This window comes from Cupriavidus sp. 01T418 (assembly GCF_056398885.1).
In genome coordinates, this window is the sequence record NZ_JBFTQG010000004.1 from 34,326 (window position 1) to 50,769 (window position 16,444).

At 63.4% G+C, this 16,444-nt stretch carries 17 protein-coding genes; 9 read left to right on the forward strand and 8 right to left on the reverse strand.

What is annotated here, in order from left to right; translation table 11 throughout:
* Window positions 1-138 precede the first annotated feature (138 nt).
* A complete protein-coding gene (gene murJ / locus AC1DQ3_RS06175; RefSeq protein WP_477119300.1) occupies window positions 139-1,692 on the reverse strand; it encodes a murein biosynthesis integral membrane protein MurJ in 1,554 nt (517 codons plus the stop codon).
* A gap of 381 nt (window positions 1,693-2,073) precedes the next feature.
* On the opposite strand from murJ, the gene rpsT reads away from it, so the two are divergent.
* Window positions 2,074-2,340, forward strand: a complete 267-nt coding sequence (gene rpsT, locus AC1DQ3_RS06180; protein ID WP_006157537.1) for a 30S ribosomal protein S20 — start codon at window positions 2,074-2,076, stop codon at window positions 2,338-2,340.
* 226 nt (window positions 2,341-2,566) lie between these two features.
* Here rpsT and AC1DQ3_RS06185 read toward each other — a convergent pair whose 3' ends face one another.
* Window positions 2,567-2,866: a DUF3579 domain-containing protein gene (locus AC1DQ3_RS06185; protein ID WP_477119301.1), complete on the reverse strand. Its 300-nt coding sequence runs from the start codon at window positions 2,864-2,866 to the stop codon at window positions 2,567-2,569.
* Between the two features lie 395 nt (window positions 2,867-3,261).
* Here AC1DQ3_RS06185 and argF point away from each other — a divergent pair, with 395 nt between their 5' ends.
* The 3 genes from argF to ppnP all read left to right on the forward strand — a co-directional run bounded on the left by argF (window position 3,262) and on the right by ppnP (window position 6,047).
* Window positions 3,262-4,185, forward strand: a complete 924-nt coding sequence (gene argF, locus AC1DQ3_RS06190) for an ornithine carbamoyltransferase (protein ID WP_477119302.1) — start codon at window positions 3,262-3,264, stop codon at window positions 4,183-4,185.
* Between the two features lie 197 nt (window positions 4,186-4,382).
* Window positions 4,383-5,612: an argininosuccinate synthase gene (locus AC1DQ3_RS06195; RefSeq protein ID WP_477119303.1), complete on the forward strand. Its 1,230-nt coding sequence runs from the start codon at window positions 4,383-4,385 to the stop codon at window positions 5,610-5,612.
* Between the two features lie 123 nt (window positions 5,613-5,735).
* A complete protein-coding gene (ppnP, locus tag AC1DQ3_RS06200; protein WP_477119304.1) occupies window positions 5,736-6,047 on the forward strand; it encodes a pyrimidine/purine nucleoside phosphorylase in 312 nt (103 codons plus the stop codon).
* Window positions 6,048-6,066: 19 nt separating this feature from the next.
* On the opposite strand, the gene murB is transcribed toward ppnP, so the two are convergent.
* The gene (gene murB, locus AC1DQ3_RS06205) at window positions 6,067-7,083 is read right to left on the reverse strand and encodes a UDP-N-acetylmuramate dehydrogenase (RefSeq protein WP_477119305.1); all 1,017 of its coding nucleotides are present in this window, start codon (window positions 7,081-7,083) and stop codon (window positions 6,067-6,069) included.
* Window positions 7,084-7,252: 169 nt separating this feature from the next.
* On the opposite strand from murB, the gene AC1DQ3_RS06210 reads away from it, so the two are divergent.
* Window positions 7,253-7,738, forward strand: coding sequence for a YajQ family cyclic di-GMP-binding protein (locus AC1DQ3_RS06210; protein ID WP_477119306.1), 486 nt, complete (start codon window positions 7,253-7,255; stop codon window positions 7,736-7,738).
* Between the two features lie 55 nt (window positions 7,739-7,793).
* On the opposite strand, the gene AC1DQ3_RS06215 is transcribed toward AC1DQ3_RS06210, so the two are convergent.
* The 3 genes from AC1DQ3_RS06215 to AC1DQ3_RS06225 form a co-directional block, all read right to left on the reverse strand.
* Window positions 7,794-8,243: a DUF192 domain-containing protein gene (locus tag AC1DQ3_RS06215; protein WP_477119307.1), complete on the reverse strand. Its 450-nt coding sequence runs from the start codon at window positions 8,241-8,243 to the stop codon at window positions 7,794-7,796.
* A gap of 216 nt (window positions 8,244-8,459) precedes the next feature.
* Window positions 8,460-8,684 carry a hypothetical protein gene (locus AC1DQ3_RS06220; protein ID WP_477119308.1) on the reverse strand — a complete coding sequence of 75 codons (225 nt, stop codon included), beginning with the start codon at window positions 8,682-8,684 and terminating at the stop codon, window positions 8,460-8,462.
* 99 nt (window positions 8,685-8,783) lie between these two features.
* Entirely contained in the window at window positions 8,784-9,389 is a 606-nt protein-coding gene (locus AC1DQ3_RS06225) for a pseudouridine synthase (protein WP_477119309.1), read from the reverse strand.
* A gap of 337 nt (window positions 9,390-9,726) precedes the next feature.
* On the opposite strand from AC1DQ3_RS06225, the gene icd reads away from it, so the two are divergent.
* Window positions 9,727-10,977, forward strand: coding sequence for an NADP-dependent isocitrate dehydrogenase (gene icd / locus AC1DQ3_RS06230; RefSeq protein ID WP_477119310.1), 1,251 nt, complete (start codon window positions 9,727-9,729; stop codon window positions 10,975-10,977).
* A gap of 405 nt (window positions 10,978-11,382) precedes the next feature.
* Here icd and AC1DQ3_RS06235 read toward each other — a convergent pair whose 3' ends face one another.
* On the reverse strand, window positions 11,383-11,589 hold the full coding sequence (locus tag AC1DQ3_RS06235; protein ID WP_017229665.1) for a cold-shock protein: 207 nt from the start codon (window positions 11,587-11,589) through the stop codon (window positions 11,383-11,385).
* Window positions 11,590-12,089: 500 nt separating this feature from the next.
* Between AC1DQ3_RS06235 and clpS the strand changes: the two genes are divergently transcribed.
* The 3 genes from clpS (at window position 12,090) to AC1DQ3_RS06250 (ending at window position 15,878) form a co-directional block, all read left to right on the forward strand.
* Complete coding sequence (gene clpS / locus AC1DQ3_RS06240; RefSeq protein WP_006157525.1) at window positions 12,090-12,416, forward strand: ATP-dependent Clp protease adapter ClpS; 327 nt, start codon at window positions 12,090-12,092, stop codon at window positions 12,414-12,416.
* On the forward strand, window positions 12,413-14,707 hold the full coding sequence (gene clpA / locus AC1DQ3_RS06245; protein WP_477119311.1) for an ATP-dependent Clp protease ATP-binding subunit ClpA: 2,295 nt from the start codon (window positions 12,413-12,415) through the stop codon (window positions 14,705-14,707). Before clpS ends, clpA begins: the two co-directional genes overlap by 4 nt.
* A gap of 157 nt (window positions 14,708-14,864) precedes the next feature.
* Entirely contained in the window at window positions 14,865-15,878 is a 1,014-nt protein-coding gene (locus tag AC1DQ3_RS06250; RefSeq protein ID WP_477119312.1) for a tripartite tricarboxylate transporter substrate binding protein, read from the forward strand.
* Between the two features lie 40 nt (window positions 15,879-15,918).
* On the opposite strand, the gene dut is transcribed toward AC1DQ3_RS06250, so the two are convergent.
* The gene (dut, locus tag AC1DQ3_RS06255; protein WP_477119313.1) at window positions 15,919-16,419 is read right to left on the reverse strand and encodes a dUTP diphosphatase; all 501 of its coding nucleotides are present in this window, start codon (window positions 16,417-16,419) and stop codon (window positions 15,919-15,921) included.
* Between the last annotated feature and the right edge of the window lie 25 nt (window positions 16,420-16,444).

The window sequence follows — 16,444 nt, forward strand, 5'->3', positions numbered from 1 at the left end:
CCCGGACCGTGCGCTGGCATCGTCCGCGGCCGCCTGCCTGGGCAGAACCGCTTCATCTCACTCTGACACAACCTCAGTTGCCTTGACCCTGCACCGCGCACTGCCGCAGCTCCTGGCTGGATTGGCAGGCGGGGCCTCTTAGCCGGCTCTTCGCTTGAAAGCGGAGTATCTCAGCCCCATGAGCCACAGTGTACCGAAGTAGACGACCGCCGCAAGTACCAGGCATGAGGCCAGCAGCGCAATGCGCAGCAGCGGCGTGGCGCCCAGGGCGACCCAGTCGAAGTTGCGGGCGAACCAGAGCAGCATGCCGGCCAGCAGCAGCACGGCGGTCAGCAACTGGGCCAGGAACAGCCACCAGCCCTTGGCCGGCTTGTAGAAGCCGCGCTTGCGCAGGCCCAGGAACAGCAGCAGCGCGTTGACCGTGGCGCCGAAGCTGATCGACAGTGCCAGGCCGGCATGCCCGAGGCGCGGCACGAAGACATAGTTGGCCATCTGCGTGATCACCAGCACCAGCAAGGCGATCTTGACCGGGGTGCGGATGTCCTGGCGGGCATAAAAGCCCGGCGCCAGGATCTTGATCACGATCAGGCCGAGCAGGCCGGTGCCGTAGGAAACCAGGGCCTGCCGGGTCATCTCCACCGCATGCGCGTCGAACTTGCCGTAATTGAACAGCACCGCGGTCAGCGGCGCGCCGAACACGAACAGCCCGACCGCGCAGGGCACGGCCAGCAGGAAGGTCAGGCGCAGGCCCCAGTCGAGCAGGCCGGAGTACTCGGCCCGGTTTTCCTCGGCGCTGGCCTTCGACAGGCTCGGCAGCAGAATGGTCCCCAGCGCCACGCCCAGTAGCGCCGTCGGGAATTCCATCAGGCGGTCGGCGTAGGTCAGGTAGGACACGCTGCCGGCGGCCAGGCGGGAGGCAATATTGGTATTGATGATCAGGCTGATCTGGGCCACCGAGACCGCCAGCAACGCCGGTGCCATCTGCCTGATGACACGGCGCACGCCCGGCTCGGCCCAGGCCGCGCGCAGGTTCAAGCGCAGGCTCGGCATCACGTTCAGCCGTCGGAGCGCCGGGATCTGCACCGCCAGTTGCAGGATGCCCCCCACCAGGACGCCCCAGGCCTGCGCGTAGATCGGCTGCGCCATATGCGGGCCGACGAACAGCGCGGCCACGATCAGGCAGAGATTGAGCAACACCGGCGTGAAGGCCGGCATGGCGAAGCGGCGCCAGGTATTGAGGATGCCGGAGGCCAGCGCCACCAGCGAGATCAGGCCGATATAGGGGAACATCACGCGCGTCATGAAGACCGCGGCATCGTAGGTTTCGCCGCCATGCTGGCGGAACCCCGTGGCGACCACCATCATCACGAGCGGTGCGCCGATCACGCCGAGCAGCGAGACGCCCATCAGGACCCAGGTCATGACCGTGGCAACCGAATCGATCAGCGCACGGGTCTCGGTCTCGCCGCGCTTGCCATGGTATTCACCCAGGATCGGCACGAAGGCTTGCGAGAACGCGCCCTCGCCAAAGATGCGGCGCAGCAGGTTGGGAATGCGGAACGCCACGTTGAAGGCATCGGTCATGTCCGAGGCGCCAAAGGCCCGGGCGATCAGGATCTCGCGGATAAGGCCGGTGATGCGCGACAGCATCGTCAGGCTGCTGATGGTGGCAAGCGCTTTGAGCAGGTTCAAGATGGGGCGGCGGCAAGGGGGAGGCGGCAGCAGCGGGGATCGGACCGCCGGTACGAACCGGGTTCAGACGTCGGGCGCGCGCCAAAGTTGCATCAAGGCCACGCAGGGGCGGGACCGGTGTGGCGCGTATTATACGGTTAGGCCCCGTGGCCGCCCGCATATCGGCCTTTGCGTCACCCCGCCAGACATGGCGCATGGCTTGGCTTGCCAGCCGCTTTTTCTTGTGTGTATAATTGCCGATTCACAAGGCTAGTTGCGTTCCGGATTCGTGTGCCAGTGCATCCCGGGTCGCTTGATGTGCACTTAATTTGTGTCCCGCGGTTTGTACGTTTGCACCGTCGTTCCGTCGGACACGCATCTGAATTCAGGAAATCTACTTAAATGGCAAATTCCGCACAAGCTCGCAAGCGCGCGCGCCAGGCCGTCGCCCAGAACGCCCACAACTCCAGCCTGCGTTCGCGTCTGCGTACCGCTGTCAAGGCTGTCCGCAAGGCGATCGAAGCTGGCGACAAGGCTGCTGCTGCCGAGATCTTCAAGAACTCGCAATCGATCATCGACGCTATCGCCGACAAGAAGATCGTGCACAAGAACAAGGCTGCGCGTCACAAGTCGCGTCTGTCGTCGGCTATCAAGTCGATGGCTGCCTGATCGCAGTTGCCGGCGGCATGCCGGCCATTGCGCCTGACCGCGCTGCTTCGGTGGTCGTTGGGCCTTGGCCTGGTATTGCGTTGGCAGGGTGAGCCGTCCAGCGGCGGCTTGCCAGATAAAAGAGCTCGTCTTTTGGCGAGCTTTTTTTGTTTTGTTGCACCCGGGGTCTGCTGATCCCGGTGCGCGCTGCGGTTGGTCCGCCGGGCTGAGGCACGGCGAGGCAGGCTTACTCCAGCGAGCAGGCTTCGACCAGTTGCAGGTTGTTGTCCCGGGCGAAGTTGAGCACGAAGTCGAGCGCCTTGGGCTCGATATCACGCAGTCGCGCATCCACCACCACGCTCTTCACGCCGCCAGCCATCATCGGTCGCACGTACGGAGAGTAGGTGATGCGGGGATCCCCGGTGTCGCCTTCGGGGCGGAATTGCGCCATCACGCCGCACAGCCGTTCAGCCCAGTCGCTTGGTCGGAAGGTCTTGCCTTCCTTGGTGATGCCTTGGATAAAGTATTCGCGAACGGTGGGATTCATTGGACTGCGGGGATAGTACGTTGACTCGACGATAAACCCGCCAGACTGACCAAACGGGAGCCCGTTTGACGCGGCCAGGAAGCGATTGGTTCGTTTCATTTCCGGCCGGGGTGGCGGGGCGTCGGTGTCGGCGGGGGCACTTTTGATGCCGGCAGCGGGCGGTGGCATGGGTATGCCGGGCCCCGCGTGAATCAGCCGGTATTATATCTTATATAAGACTCGCGCATAGGCCTCCGTGCCGGACCAGGTGCCGTGCACGCTCGCCAAAGCAGAAATAATCCCTTATGATTCTTACAGTTAAATTGCGTAAGCGACGCGAAAGGCGGCTCCGCGGCATGGTCAGGCCATGAATCCTTCATGGCGGCCAGCCACCACCGAGCCGCCTTCCTTGTTTTATGAGCCCAACTTCGATCAAGCATTACCTCCAGTTCAGCGACCTGACTCCCGACGAGTACGAGTACCTGCTGGATCGCGCACGGATTCTGAAGACCAAGTTCAAGAACTACGAGACATGGCATCCGTTGCACGACCGCACGCTGGCCATGATCTTCGAGAAAAACTCGACTCGTACGCGCTTGTCGTTCGAGGCTGGCATCCACCAGCTGGGTGGCCACGCCGTCTTCCTCAATACCCGCGACTCGCAGCTGGGGCGCGGCGAGCCGATCGAAGACGCGGCGCAGGTGATCTCGCGCATGGTCGACATCATCATGATCCGCACCTTCGGGCAGGACATCATTGAGCGTTTCGCCGCGCATTCACGCGTGCCGGTGATCAACGGGCTGACCAACGAATACCATCCCTGCCAGGTGCTGGCCGATGTGTTCACCTATATCGAGCAACGCGGCAGCATCCGCGGCAAGACGGTGGCCTGGATCGGCGATGCCAACAATATGGCCTACACCTGGATCCAGGCGGCCGAACGCCTCGGCTTCACCTTCCATTTCTCGGCGCCTCCCGGCTACCAGCTCGCCCCGGCCATGGTGCCGGCGTCGGCTGCGCATCTGGTCAAGGTGTTCGACGATCCGCTCGCCGCCTGCCAGGGTGCCGACCTGGTGACCACCGACGTGTGGACCAGCATGGGTTACGAAGCCGAGAACGATGCGCGCAAGCGCGCCTTCAAGGACTGGATGGTGACCACGGCGATGATGGATCGCGCCAATGCCGACGCGCTCTTCATGCACTGCCTGCCCGCGCACCGCGGCGAGGAAGTCGAGGCGGCTGTCATCGATGGCCCCAAGAGCGTGGTGTGGGAAGAGGCCGAGAACCGCCTGCATGTGCAGAAGGCCCTGATGGAATACCTGCTCTGCGGGCGCTATTGATCCTGGCGTGCCCGGCGCCACGTTTGGCGCACATGCGGCACGCCTGCCCGATGACCGAAGGCTCGCCGGGCACCGCCTGAGGGCGGCAAGTGCCGCCCAAGCCGGAGCGGACGTGTCAAAATAGCGGTCTTTCCGCATTCTTTTTCGCGTGACCAGCCTGAACGCTGGCCGCGCTTACTTTTCGCATCGAGTCGAACATGAGCGATATCAAGAAAGTCGTGCTCGCCTACTCCGGCGGGCTGGACACTTCGGTGATCCTGAAGTGGCTGCAAGACACCTATCAGTGCGAGGTGGTCACCTTTACCGCCGACATCGGCCAGGGCGAGGAACTCGAACCTGCCCGCCAGAAGGCGCTCAAGTTCGGCATCAAGCCGGAAAACATCTTTATCGACGACCTGCGCGAAGAGTTCGTGCGCGATTTCGTCTTCCCGATGTTCCGCGCCAACGCCGTTTATGAAGGCGAATACCTGCTGGGCACCTCGATCGCGCGTCCGCTGATCGCCAAGCGCCAGATCGAGATCCTGCGCAGCACCGGCGCCGACGCCGTGTCGCATGGCGCCACCGGCAAAGGCAACGACCAGGTTCGCTTCGAGCTGGGCTACTACGGCCTGGAGCCGGGCGTGAAGGTCATCGCCCCGTGGCGCGAGTGGGACCTGCTCTCGCGCGAGAAGCTGCTGGCCTACGCTGAAAATGCCGGCATCGAAATCGACATGAAGCACAAGAAGGGCGGCGCCCCGTACTCGATGGACGCCAACCTGCTGCACATCTCCTTCGAAGGCCGCCACCTGGAAGATCCCAAGGCCGAGGCCGAGGAAGACATGTGGCGCTGGACCGTGTCGCCGGAGAACGCACCGGACGCGGCTGAATACCTGGACGTCGAGTTCGAGGGCGGCGACATCGTCGGCCTGAACGGCAAGCGCATGACCCCGGCCGAAGTGCTGACCGAGCTGAACCGCCTGGGCGGCAAGCACGGCATCGGCCGCCTGGACCTGGTGGAAAACCGCTATGTCGGCATGAAGAGCCGCGGCTGCTACGAAACCCCGGGCGGCACCATCATCCTGAAGGCCCACCGTGCCATCGAGTCGATCACGCTCGACCGCGAAGTGGCTCACCTGAAGGACGACCTGATGCCCCGCTACGCCAGCCTGGTCTACAACGGCTACTGGTGGAGCCCGGAACGCAAGGCGCTGCAGGTGCTGATCGACCACACCCAGGCCAAGGTCAACGGCTGGGTGCGCGTCAAGCTGTACAAGGGCAACGTGATCGTGGTCGCGCGCGACTCCAAGGACACGCTGTTCGACAAGACCATCGCGACCTTCGACGATGACGGCGGCGCCTACAACCAGGCCGACGCCGGCGGCTTCATCAAGTTGAACGCTCTGCGCATGCGCATCGCCGAGAACGCTCGCCGCCAGCGCGGCGAATAGGCCGGACCGCGGGCAAGCAGCAGAAGAGGGGCCGTCATGGCCCCTTTTTTGCGCCGCCGTGCCACTCGATATTCCAGATTCCAGATTCCAGTCATCCAGAAACAAGCATCAAGGAGAAATAGCGTGAGCCAGTTCGACAATGTATCCGTCGTCAAGAAAGCCAACCTGTACTTCGACGGCAAGTGCGTGAGCCACACCGTGCTGTTCCCGGACGGCACCCGCAAGACGCTGGGCGTGATCTTCCCCGCCGTGCTGACCTTCAACACCGGCGCTCCGGAAATCATGGAAATCAATGCCGGCGCCTGCCGCGTGAAGCTGGCTGGCGAAGACCAGTGGCATACCTATGGCGCCGGCCAGCAGTTCAACGTGCCGGGCGACAGCAGCTTCGATATCGAGGTGACCGAAACGCTGGACTACGTCTGCCACTTCGCCTGAGCACGGCAGCCCGGGCGGCTTAAAGCACCACGGGCTCGGGGTCGATGCGCACGCCGAAGCGGGCTTGCACCGCATCGGCGATGCGGCCCGCCAGCGCCAGCAAGTCCCGGCCCGTGCCGCCGCCGTGGTGCACCAGCACCAGGGCTTGCTTGCCATAGACGCCCACCGGGCCGTCGCTGACCCCCTTGAATCCACACTGGTCGATCAGCCAGCCGGCCGCCAGCTTGTAGCTGCCATCGGCTTGCGCATGGCTGACCAGGTTGGGGTGCTGCGCCAGCAACGCATGGCGCTGGCCGGCGTCGACCACGGGATTCTTGAAGAAGCTGCCGGCATTGCCGATCAGGGCAGGGTCGGGCAGCTTGCGTGAGCGGATGGCGATCACCGCGTCGCGGATGCGGTGCGCCGTGGGCGCTGCAGCTGATTCTTGCGCCAGTTCGCGCGCCAGCTCCGCGTAACCCAGCACCGGCTGCCATGGCAGCGGCAGGCGCAGCGTGACGGCGGTGATGATGTAACGGTCCCGGCCCTCGCGCTTGAACAGGCTGTCCCGGTACGCGAACTGGCATTGTTCCAGTGTCAGGCGGACGAATTCGCCGCTGCGCCGGTCGAACGCGCGCAGGCTGTCGAAGCGCTCGCGCAGCTCCACGCCATAGGCGCCGATGTTCTGGATCGGTGCCGCGCCTGCGGTACCGGGGATCAGGGCTAGGTTTTCCAGGCCCGGCAGGCCATCGGCAATAGTGCGGCAAACCAGCGCATGCCAGTTCTCGCCGGCGCCGGCCGTCACCAGGTGGGCCCCGTCGGCGGCGCTTGCCGCATAGCCGGGGATTTCCATCAGCAGCACCAGCGCGTCGAGGTCCTGCGTCAGGACAACATTGCTGCCGCCGCCCAGCACGACCAGCGGCAGGCCATGCGCGCGCGGATCGGCCAGCGCGGACAGCAGGTCGCTTTCGCTGCGCACGTGCACCGCAAAGCGCGCGTGCACGTCGAATCCGAATGTATTGTGGCGGCGCAGGGGATAAAATTCGTGGAAATCAGCCATGCAAGGGAAAAGTGAGGCGGCCGCCGTGGTCGACGGCACCGGACTGCAGGGTAGGCTGGATTATACGTAAGCGCCGCCGCCAGCCGGCGCGCGCCCAGGACAAGCCCCGCGGGAGTGCCGCGGGCAATTGGCAATACACAGCAACACGCAGCAAGACAAGGAGAATGCAATGCCGTCGTTTGACGTAGTGTGCGAAGCGAACATGATCGAGGTGAAGAACGCGGTCGAGCAGGCCAACAAGGAAATCTCGACCCGTTTCGACTTCAAGGGCTCGGATGCGCGGGTCGAGCAAAAGGAGAACGAACTCACCGCCTTCGCCGACGATGACTTCAAGCTCGGCCAGGTCAAGGACGTGCTGATCAGCAAGATGGCCAAGCGCAATGTCGACGTGCGCTTCCTCGACTACGGCAAGACCGAGCGTATCGGCGGCGACAAGGTCAAGCAGGTCATCACCATCAAGAAGGGCGTCACCGGCGACCTGTCCAAGAAAATCGTCAAGATGATCAAGGACAGCAAGATCAAGGTGCAGGCCAGCATCCAGGGCGATGCCGTGCGCGTGTCGGGCACCAAGCGCGACGATCTCCAGGGCGTGATCGCGCTGTTGCGCAAGGATGTTTCCGAAGCCCCGCTGGACTTCAACAACTTCCGCGACTGATCCTGTCGCACACAGGCGCGGGCAGCCGTGCTGCCGCGCTCCCTTCGCCTGATTCCTATTGCGGCTGCGGCAGCCCGCCGATCTTCGCGCCGGGCTTGAGGCCCTTCTGCGCGAACCATCCCTTGTTCATTTCCAGCGCATAGCGCACGGCGGCACGCGGGCAGTGGTTGTCCTCGGTCTGGGGCGCCATGTCCTCGATATTGACGATGGAACCGTCATCCGCCAGGAAGGCGATCGACAGGGGCAAGTCGGTATTCTTCATCCAGAAGCAATGGCCGGCCTTTTCTTCAAAGACAAACAGCATGCCCTCGTTGGCGGGCATGGTCTTGCGATACATCAGGCCGAGTTCCCGGGCCTGCGGCGTGGCGGCAATCTCCGCCTTGATGGCGTACATGCCCGCGCTGAGTTGCCGGACCGGCAAACTGGACGGGGACTGGGCGCAGGCGGAGGTCAGGGCGGCGAGGGCGCAGCCGCCGGCGAGCAGATTCTTGAAGACAGGGCGCATGGAAGGAACGGCGTTCTTGACGGATCGGGACTCGCCAGCATAGCGCAGCTACCAGGCAAGCGGCGCGATCAAATACTTCAGATTTGTTGCAGCAGGCTACAGCGACGGGCGAGCTCTTGGCATCCGGCAATTGCAGGCAAGAAAAAAGGCAGGCGCCTTGAGGGCAGCCTGCCTTGCCAGCCGAGCGCGATGCCTGCCCGGCCTGCCTGCAAATCTTTACTTCGTTGCAGCTTCGGCCTTGGCGGCGGGAGCGGCCTTGGTCTTGCTGTGAGCGTGCTTCTTGGACTTCTTGGTGCTCTTGGTCGCGGGCTTTGCAGTCGGGGCTTCAGCGGCGGCGGGCGCTGCTGCAGCAGCCGGAGCTGCCGGCGCCGGAGCGGCGGCTTGGGCGAAAGCGCCGGTGGCGAACAGGCCGGCAACCAGAGCAGCGATCAGTTTGTTCATGCTATTACCTCAAGGGAATCGATTCGAAAGAGTTGACTCGTATGCGACGCGTCAGTGTCAAAAACGAAACGGCGCGGTGAGCCGTTGACTCGCGAACTGTTATTTTTTGTAACTTCTTGCGCGGGGGTGTGGCGCTGCGACGGCTTCCAGGCCCAGCATCGCCGGGTCGATCTCGCACCACTGCCCGGGCGCGAGTCCGAGGGTGCGCAGATCCAGCGCGCCGATCCGCACGCGCAGCAGGCGCAAGGTCGGGAAACCCACGGCCGCCGTCATGCGCCGTACCTGGCGGTTCTTGCCCTCGCGGATCTCGATTTCCAGCCATTGGGTTGGAATGGCCGCGCGAAATCGTACCGGCGGAGTGCGCGGCCAGAGGAAGCCGGGCTCATCGATGCATTGCGCACGTGCCGGCAGCGTGCGGAAGTCGCCGAGATCGACCCCAGCGCGCAGGCGCGCCAGGGCGGCTTCGTCCGGGATGTTTTCCACCTGGGTCAGGTAGGTCTTGGGCAGTTTGTGATGCGGGTCGGCGATGCGCGCTTGCAGGGCGCCGTCGTCGGTCAGCAGCAGCAGGCCTTCGCTGTCGGCATCGAGCCGTCCCGCCGGGTACACGCCGGGGCGTTGCACGCAATCGGCGAGCGTCGGGCGCGAAGGATGCGCGGAGAACTGGCTCATGGTGCCGAAGGGTTTGTTCAGGGCAATCAACGTCATCGGGGGCGGAAGCGAGTCGGGGTGGGCAAGCGCCGAGGCCGTGCCATGGGGCCGGCCGCGGGCGGATTATGGGCGCCAGTATGCCGCAGCCGGCGTGGCGGCGCGGATTCCGGCAGGATGGCGGATCATGAAATTTTGCTGCATAATGCAAAACAGTCTTGTGTCTTATATAAGACTGAGCCGCTGCTGACGCATGGCTGGGCATGCGGCGCGTGTTGCGGTGCGGCATCGTAACTGCGTCGATCCCCGCTAGAATGCCCGCGCGCCACCCACATCTCGCTGTCCGGTCACGAACCTGGGCGGCCCGTTACAACCCCCGTTCCGTACTGGAGACGTCATGTATCAACACATCAAGGTTCCGGCCGGCGAGAAGATCACGGTCAACCAGGATTTCTCGCTGAATGTTCCGGACAATCCGATCATTCCTTTCATCGAAGGCGACGGTACGGGACTGGATATCACCCCGGTGATGATCAAGGTGGTCGACGCTGCCGTGGCGAAAGCCTACGCCGGCAAGCGCAAGATCTCGTGGATGGAAATCTACGCTGGCGAGAAGTCGACCAAGGTGTATGGCCCGGATGTGTGGCTGCCTGACGAAACCCTCGAGGTGCTGAAGGAATACGTGGTGTCGATCAAGGGTCCGCTGACCACGCCGGTCGGCGGCGGCATCCGCTCGCTCAACGTGGCACTGCGCCAGCAGCTGGACCTGTACGTCTGCCTGCGTCCGGTGGCCTATTTCAAGGGCGTGCCTTCGCCGGTACGCGAGCCGGAAAAGATCGACATGGTGATCTTCCGCGAGAACTCGGAAGACATCTACGCCGGCATCGAGTGGGAAGCGGAAAGCGACCAGGCCAAGAAGCTGATCGCCTTCCTGCAGAACGAAATGGGCGTGAAGAAGATCCGTTTTCCGGAAACCTCGGGCATCGGTGTCAAGCCGGTTTCCCGCCAGGGCACGCAACGCCTGGTGCGCAAGGCGCTCCAGTACGCGATCGACAACGACAAGCCGTCGGTGACCATCGTACACAAGGGCAACATCATGAAGTTCACCGAAGGTGGCTTCCGTGACTGGGCCTACGAGCTGGCACAGAAGGAATTCGGCGCCGAGCCGATCGACGGCGGCCCGTGGTGCAAGTTCAAGAACCCGAAGACCGGCCGCGAAATCGTGGTCAAGGACGCCATTGCCGACGCCTTCCTGCAGCAGATCCTGCTGCGTCCGGCCGAGTACTCGGTGATCGCCACGCTGAACCTGAACGGCGACTACATCTCCGACGCGCTGGCCGCGCAAGTCGGCGGCATCGGCATCGCCCCGGGGGCCAACCTGTCGGATTCCGTGGCCATGTTCGAAGCCACGCACGGCACCGCGCCGAAGTACGCGGGCAAGGACTACGTGAACCCGGGTTCCGAAATCCTCTCCGCCGAAATGATGCTGCGCCACATGGGCTGGACCGAAGCCGCCGACCTGATCATCTCGTCGATGGAGAAGTCGATCCTGTCGAAGAAGGTCACTTATGACTTCGCCCGTCTGCTGGAAGGCGCGACGCAAGTGTCGTGCTCTGGCTTTGGGCAGGTGATGATCGACAATATGTGATTATAAATCCATATTTTGCCATATCCAGGATGCCGGGGACTCGGGTGATCAGTCTCGCACTGTAGTCGCAGTCACGCATTCTGGCGGCTGCAGGCCCTCGGTTTTCGTTTGAACCGAGGGCTTTTGATTTTCCGCGTCGCACGTTCATTCGTGGAATGCGATCTGGCGCTACGGCCCGAGCGGTAGACACAGCCAAACAAAAAACCCGGCATTCACCTGGCCGGGCTTCTTGTCGGATGCGCTACGTACTGCTGTTCAGCCTGCTGGAATGGTCATCATGCGCCGGCTGTCTAGGCCGGACGATGTCCAGGGGCGGCAGGCCGATCCCGTTCCGGGGAAGATTCCCCCGCATCCTGTCGTGGCCGCCTCAAGCTCTGTCGGCTGGTGCGGCCGCGCGCCATGTCCTCAGGCGCCGTCCTGGATATTGGTGGCTTGCTTGCCCTTGGGACCCTGGATGATTTCGAAGGACACCCGCTGACCCTCTTTCAGGGTCTTGAAGCCACTCATCTGGATGGCCGAAAAGTGCGCAAACAGTTCTTCTTCGCCGTCGTCCGGCTTGATGAACCCAAAGCCCTTGGCGTCATTGAACCATTTGACGATACCGCTTGCCATAAACTCCCCCAACAAAAAAAGCACGATACGAGCGGGGGAAAGCGCCGCGGCCAGCCGGGCGCCCGGCGCGTGTCCATGCGCTCCGGTCCGGTGGAACCGGGCCAGTACAATGGCACGACTTTTCGGGCACCGCGTGGCGGCCAGTTTCATGTGCTGACTCGCCGCCGCCGGATTCGTGGGCCTCCCTGCTCACGGATCACCCAGTCCGGCGTATAGCTTTGGCTCGCGTAACCAGACGTGAATGTGCAAACGATTCTTCTGTCAAACCTGCGCACTGTCAAGCTGGCAGATTCCCCACTCCCGGTAGGGTGTGGCGGGAAAGGAACGGCGGTAGATGGTATTTTGGAGGGAATGGCCGCGGGGCAATGCCGCGCGGCTCCAGCAGGTGCACCCGGATGCCTTCGGCATCCCCGGAATCTGGATGGTCGCTGCATCGGCCTCTTGAATCCGGCGTCTTTTCCCCAAATTGCAGAGTTGTGCGTAAGGGTTAGAATAAAGCCATGGCTACACGGCTGGCAAATGTCCCACAACGCGAAGCAGGCACCGTACTGGAGCGGAAAGAGCAGGCGCTCAAACCGCCCGCCATGTACAAGGTGTTGCTGCTGAATGACGACTTCACCCCGATGGAGTTCGTCGTGATGATCCTGCAGCAGTATTTCAGCAGGGACCGGGAGACGGCGACGCAGATCATGCTCACCGTCCACCGGGAAGGCAAGGGGGTCTGCGGTATCTATACCAGGGATATCGCGGCGACGAAGGTCGAGCTGGTGTCAACCCACGCACGGCAGGCGGGTCATCCGTTGCAGTGCGTGATGGAGGAAGCATGATTGCGCAAGAATTGGAAGTCAGCCTGCACATGGCGTTCGTTGAAGCCCGGCAGGCACGCCACGAGTTCATTACCGTGGAGCACCTGCTACTGGCGTTGCTTGACAACCCAACGGCAGCGGAAGTCTTGCGCGCCTGCGCAGCCAATATTGAGGATTTGCGCACCAGTCTGAAGAATTTCATCGCGGACAACACGCCCGTGGTGCCTGGCACCGACGAGGTGGATACCCAGCCTACGCTGGGGTTCCAGCGCGTCATCCAGCGCGCCATCATGCATGTCCAGTCCACTTCCAACGGCAAGAAGGAAGTGACCGGGGCCAATGTCCTGGTGGCGATCTTCGGCGAGAAGGACTCGCATGCGGTGTACTACCTCCAGCAACAGGGCGTGACCCGGCTGGATGTGGTCAATTTCATCAGCCATGGCATCCGCAAGGACCAGGCCGAGCCCGCCAAGCATGGCGACGGCACGGCCGAGGGCGAAGGCGGCGATGGCAAGGAAAGCCCGCTCGAGCAGTTCACCCAGAACCTGAACGCGCTGGCCAAGGCCGGCAAGATCGATCCGCTGATCGGCCGCGAGAGCGAGGTCGAGCGGGTGGTCCAGGTGCTGTGCCGCCGGCGCAAGAACAACCCGCTGCTGGTGGGCGAGGCCGGGGTCGGCAAGACCGCGATCGCCGAAGGCCTGGCCTGGCGCATCACCAAGAACGAAGTGCCCGACATCCTGGAAAAGGCGGTCGTGTACTCGCTCGACATGGGCGCCCTGCTGGCCGGCACCAAGTACCGGGGGGACTTCGAGCAGCGCCTGAAGGGCGTGCTCAAGTCGCTCAAGGACAATCCGAACGCGATCCTGTTCATCGACGAGATCCACACGCTGATCGGCGCGGGCGCCGCTTCTGGCGGCACGCTGGACGCCAGCAACCTGCTCAAGCCGGCGTTGTCGTCGGGCCAGCTCAAGTGCATCGGTGCCACCACCTTCACGGAATACCGCGGGATTTTCGAAAAAGACGCGGCGTTGTCGCGCCGTTTTCAGAAGATCGACGTGGTGGAGCCGTCGGTGGACCAGACTGTGCAGATCCTGCGCGGCCTGAAGTCGCGCTTCGAAGAGCACCATGGCGTCAAGTACGCGGCGGCCGCGCTGACTGCGGCGGCAGAGTTGTCGGCACGCTTCATCACCGACCGCCATCTGCCTGACAAGGCCATCGATGTGATCGACGAGGCCGGCGCGGCCCAGCGCATCCTGCCGAAGTCCAAGCAGAAGAAAACCATCGGCAAGGGCGAGATCGAGGACATCGTCTCGCGTATCGCCCGCATCCCGCCGCAGAGCGTCAACCAGGACGACCGCAGCAAGCTGCAGACCCTGGACCGCGACCTGAAATCCGTGGTGTTCGGCCAGGACCCGGCCATCGAGGCACTGGCATCCGCTATCAAGATGTCGCGCGCGGGCCTGGGCAAGACCGACAAGCCAATCGGCTCGTTCCTGTTCTCCGGCCCGACCGGGGTGGGCAAGACCGAAGTCGCCAAGCAGCTTGCCTTCATCATGGGCATCGAGTTGCTGCGCTTCGACATGTCCGAATACATGGAACGCCATGCGGTGAGCCGGCTGATTGGCGCGCCGCCGGGATACGTCGGCTTCGACCAGGGCGGCCTGCTGACCGAGGCCGTCACCAAGAAGCCGCACTGCGTGCTGCTGCTGGACGAAATCGAGAAGGCGCATCCGGATATCTTCAATATCCTGCTGCAGGTGATGGACCATGGTGCGCTGACCGATAACAATGGCCGCCGCGCCGACTTCCGCAACGTGATCATCATCATGACCACCAATGCGGGAGCGGAAACCATGAACCGCGCCACCATTGGCTTTACCTCGTCGCGCGAACAGGGCGACGAGATGGCCGACATCAAGCGCATGTTCACGCCTGAGTTCCGCAACCGGCTCGACGCGATGATCAGCTTCCGCTCGCTCGATGAGGAAATCATCCTGCGCGTGGTCGACAAGTTCCTGATGCAGCTGGAGGAGCAGCTTCACGAGAAGAAGGTGGAAGCCAGCTTCAGCGACCACCTGCGCAAGTTCCTGGCGAAGAAGGGCTTCGACCCGCTGATGGGTGCGCGGCCGATGCAACGCCTGATCCAGGACCTGATCCGCAAGGCGCTGGCCGACGAACTGCTGTTCGGCAAGCTGGTGTCGGGTGGCCGGGTGGTGGTGGATCTCGACGAACAGGACCAGATCAAGCTGGACTTTGCCGAGGCTGCCGCGGAACCGCCGGAATCGCCGGAAAACGAGAAAGTGGAAGTCTAGGCCGAAGCGCGAGGGCGGGCAGGGCGGTCCTTGCCTGCAATTCGTGCGATCCTCGGGCAAAATACAGGGCGGCAGCGATGCCGCCCTTTTTGTTTTGGCCGGGTGCGGCTGCTGCCGCAGTTGTCTTCCGTCTTCCCGCCATTCGCCTGAGTACCCGATGTCCCGACCCGAATGCTCGCGGCTGCGCCGCCTGCTGCTCAAATCGTTGCCGCTTGGCGCGATGCCCCTGATTCCCATGCCTGGCCTGGCTGCCCTGGGTGGCGATGCCACGGTGGCAGGCTCCAGTCGCCCCATTGCCATGGTGCTGCCGTTCCCGCCAGGGGGCAGCGTCGATATCGTGGCGCGCCAGTTGCGGCCCGGCCTCAAGAGCGCGCTTGACCAGACCGTGGTGATCGACAACAAGCCCGGCGCAGGCGGCCTGATTGCCGCGAGCACGGTAGTCCGTGCCAAGCCGGATGGCAGCACCCTGTTGATGGCGTTCGACACGCACGCCATCAACCCGTTTGCCTACAAGAATCTGCCGTACGACACCTTCCGCGACTTCACGCCGATCTCGCAACTGGTCCGCTTTCCACTGGTGATCGCGGCCAATCCGTCCTTGCCAGCCTCCAATGTGAAGGAACTGGTTGCGATGGCGTGGCAGAAGCCGCAGAGCATTCGCTACGCGTCGTCCGGCATCGGCAGCCTGAACCAGCTCGCCGCCGAGGCGCTGGCAACCGAGGCCGGCGTGCGTTTTCTCCATGTTCCATACAAAGGTAGCGGTCCGGCGGTGCAGGCCGTGCTGTCGAATGAAGTCGACGTATTTTTCTCCAGCCATGCGGCGGTACAGGCGCATGTCGCGGCCAGGACGGTCAAGTTGCTCGGCGTGACCGGTAGCACCCGCCTGCACCAGTTCCCGCAACTGCCCACCGTGGCGGAGCAGGGCTATCGTGGTTTCGAGGCCTATTCGTGGATTGGCGTGTTCGGCCCGGCCGGGTTGCCGGAACCGACCGTGGCGCGCCTGCATGATGCGTTGGTCCGATCCTTGTGGCAGCAGCGCGTGGTCGATGCGCTGGCCATGCAGGGATTCGAGACCGTGGGCGGCACGCCTGCCGAGCTGGCCAGCCTGGTGCGGCGCGAGCACGACAAATGGCAGGCGGTGGCACGTAAGGCCAATATCCAGTTCGATTGATGTTTGATTCTGACGCGCCGGGCGTGCCCCTGGCGCTGGCTCAGGTGCCGGTCTTGGCGTGGTGCACGCCGGTGGAGCCAAAACCGCCCGCGCCGCGCACGGTGTCTGCCGAGAAGTCTTCCACGGTCTTGAATACGGGCCGCAGTACCGGCACGAACATCATCTGCGCGATGCGCTCGCCCGGCTGGATCACGATCGGCTCGGTGCCGGGCGCATTGCGGTTCCATACGCTCACCATGATGGGGCCCTGGTAGTCGGCGTCGATCACGCCGATCGAGTTGCCCAGCACCAGTCCCTTCTTGTGGCCGAGGCCCGAGCGCGGAGCAATGGTGGCCGCCATGTAGGGGTTGCCCATGTGCACGGAGATGCCGGCTGGCACCAGTTGCGCCGGTGTGCCGGGCTCGATGGTGAGTGCGGCGTCCAGGCAGGCGTGCAGGTCGATCGCAGCCGCCATATCACTCTGGTAAGCCGGCAGGCCCCATTCATGCAGGCGTGCGTCAAGCACCTTGATTTCGACGGTGGGGTTGGCTTCGAAGGTCATGGCTGATCAGTCCCGGAAAAACAAA

What these genes read in the sequence shown, in the direction of transcription:
- AC1DQ3_RS06185 (WP_477119301.1), bottom strand. Translation starts at nt 2,866, where the DNA reads ATGAATCCCACCGTTCGCGAATACTTTATCCAAGGCATCACCAAGGAA.
- argF (WP_477119302.1), top strand. Translation starts at nt 3,262, where the DNA reads ATGAGCCCAACTTCGATCAAGCATTACCTCCAGTTCAGCGACCTGACT.
- AC1DQ3_RS06195 (WP_477119303.1), top strand. Translation starts at nt 4,383, where the DNA reads ATGAGCGATATCAAGAAAGTCGTGCTCGCCTACTCCGGCGGGCTGGAC.
- dut (WP_477119313.1), bottom strand. Translation starts at nt 16,419, where the DNA reads ATGACCTTCGAAGCCAACCCCACCGTCGAAATCAAGGTGCTTGACGCA.
- clpA (WP_477119311.1), top strand. Translation starts at nt 12,413, where the DNA reads ATGATTGCGCAAGAATTGGAAGTCAGCCTGCACATGGCGTTCGTTGAA.
- AC1DQ3_RS06210 (WP_477119306.1), top strand. Translation starts at nt 7,253, where the DNA reads ATGCCGTCGTTTGACGTAGTGTGCGAAGCGAACATGATCGAGGTGAAG.
- rpsT (WP_006157537.1), top strand. Translation starts at nt 2,074, where the DNA reads ATGGCAAATTCCGCACAAGCTCGCAAGCGCGCGCGCCAGGCCGTCGCC.
- AC1DQ3_RS06220 (WP_477119308.1), bottom strand. Translation starts at nt 8,684, where the DNA reads ATGAACAAACTGATCGCTGCTCTGGTTGCCGGCCTGTTCGCCACCGGC.
- murB (WP_477119305.1), bottom strand. Translation starts at nt 7,083, where the DNA reads ATGGCTGATTTCCACGAATTTTATCCCCTGCGCCGCCACAATACATTC.
- icd (WP_477119310.1), top strand. Translation starts at nt 9,727, where the DNA reads ATGTATCAACACATCAAGGTTCCGGCCGGCGAGAAGATCACGGTCAAC.
- AC1DQ3_RS06250 (WP_477119312.1), top strand. Translation starts at nt 14,865, where the DNA reads ATGTCCCGACCCGAATGCTCGCGGCTGCGCCGCCTGCTGCTCAAATCG.
- AC1DQ3_RS06235 (WP_017229665.1), bottom strand. Translation starts at nt 11,589, where the DNA reads ATGGCAAGCGGTATCGTCAAATGGTTCAATGACGCCAAGGGCTTTGGG.
- AC1DQ3_RS06225 (WP_477119309.1), bottom strand. Translation starts at nt 9,389, where the DNA reads ATGACGTTGATTGCCCTGAACAAACCCTTCGGCACCATGAGCCAGTTC.
- clpS (WP_006157525.1), top strand. Translation starts at nt 12,090, where the DNA reads ATGGCTACACGGCTGGCAAATGTCCCACAACGCGAAGCAGGCACCGTA.
- AC1DQ3_RS06215 (WP_477119307.1), bottom strand. Translation starts at nt 8,243, where the DNA reads ATGCGCCCTGTCTTCAAGAATCTGCTCGCCGGCGGCTGCGCCCTCGCC.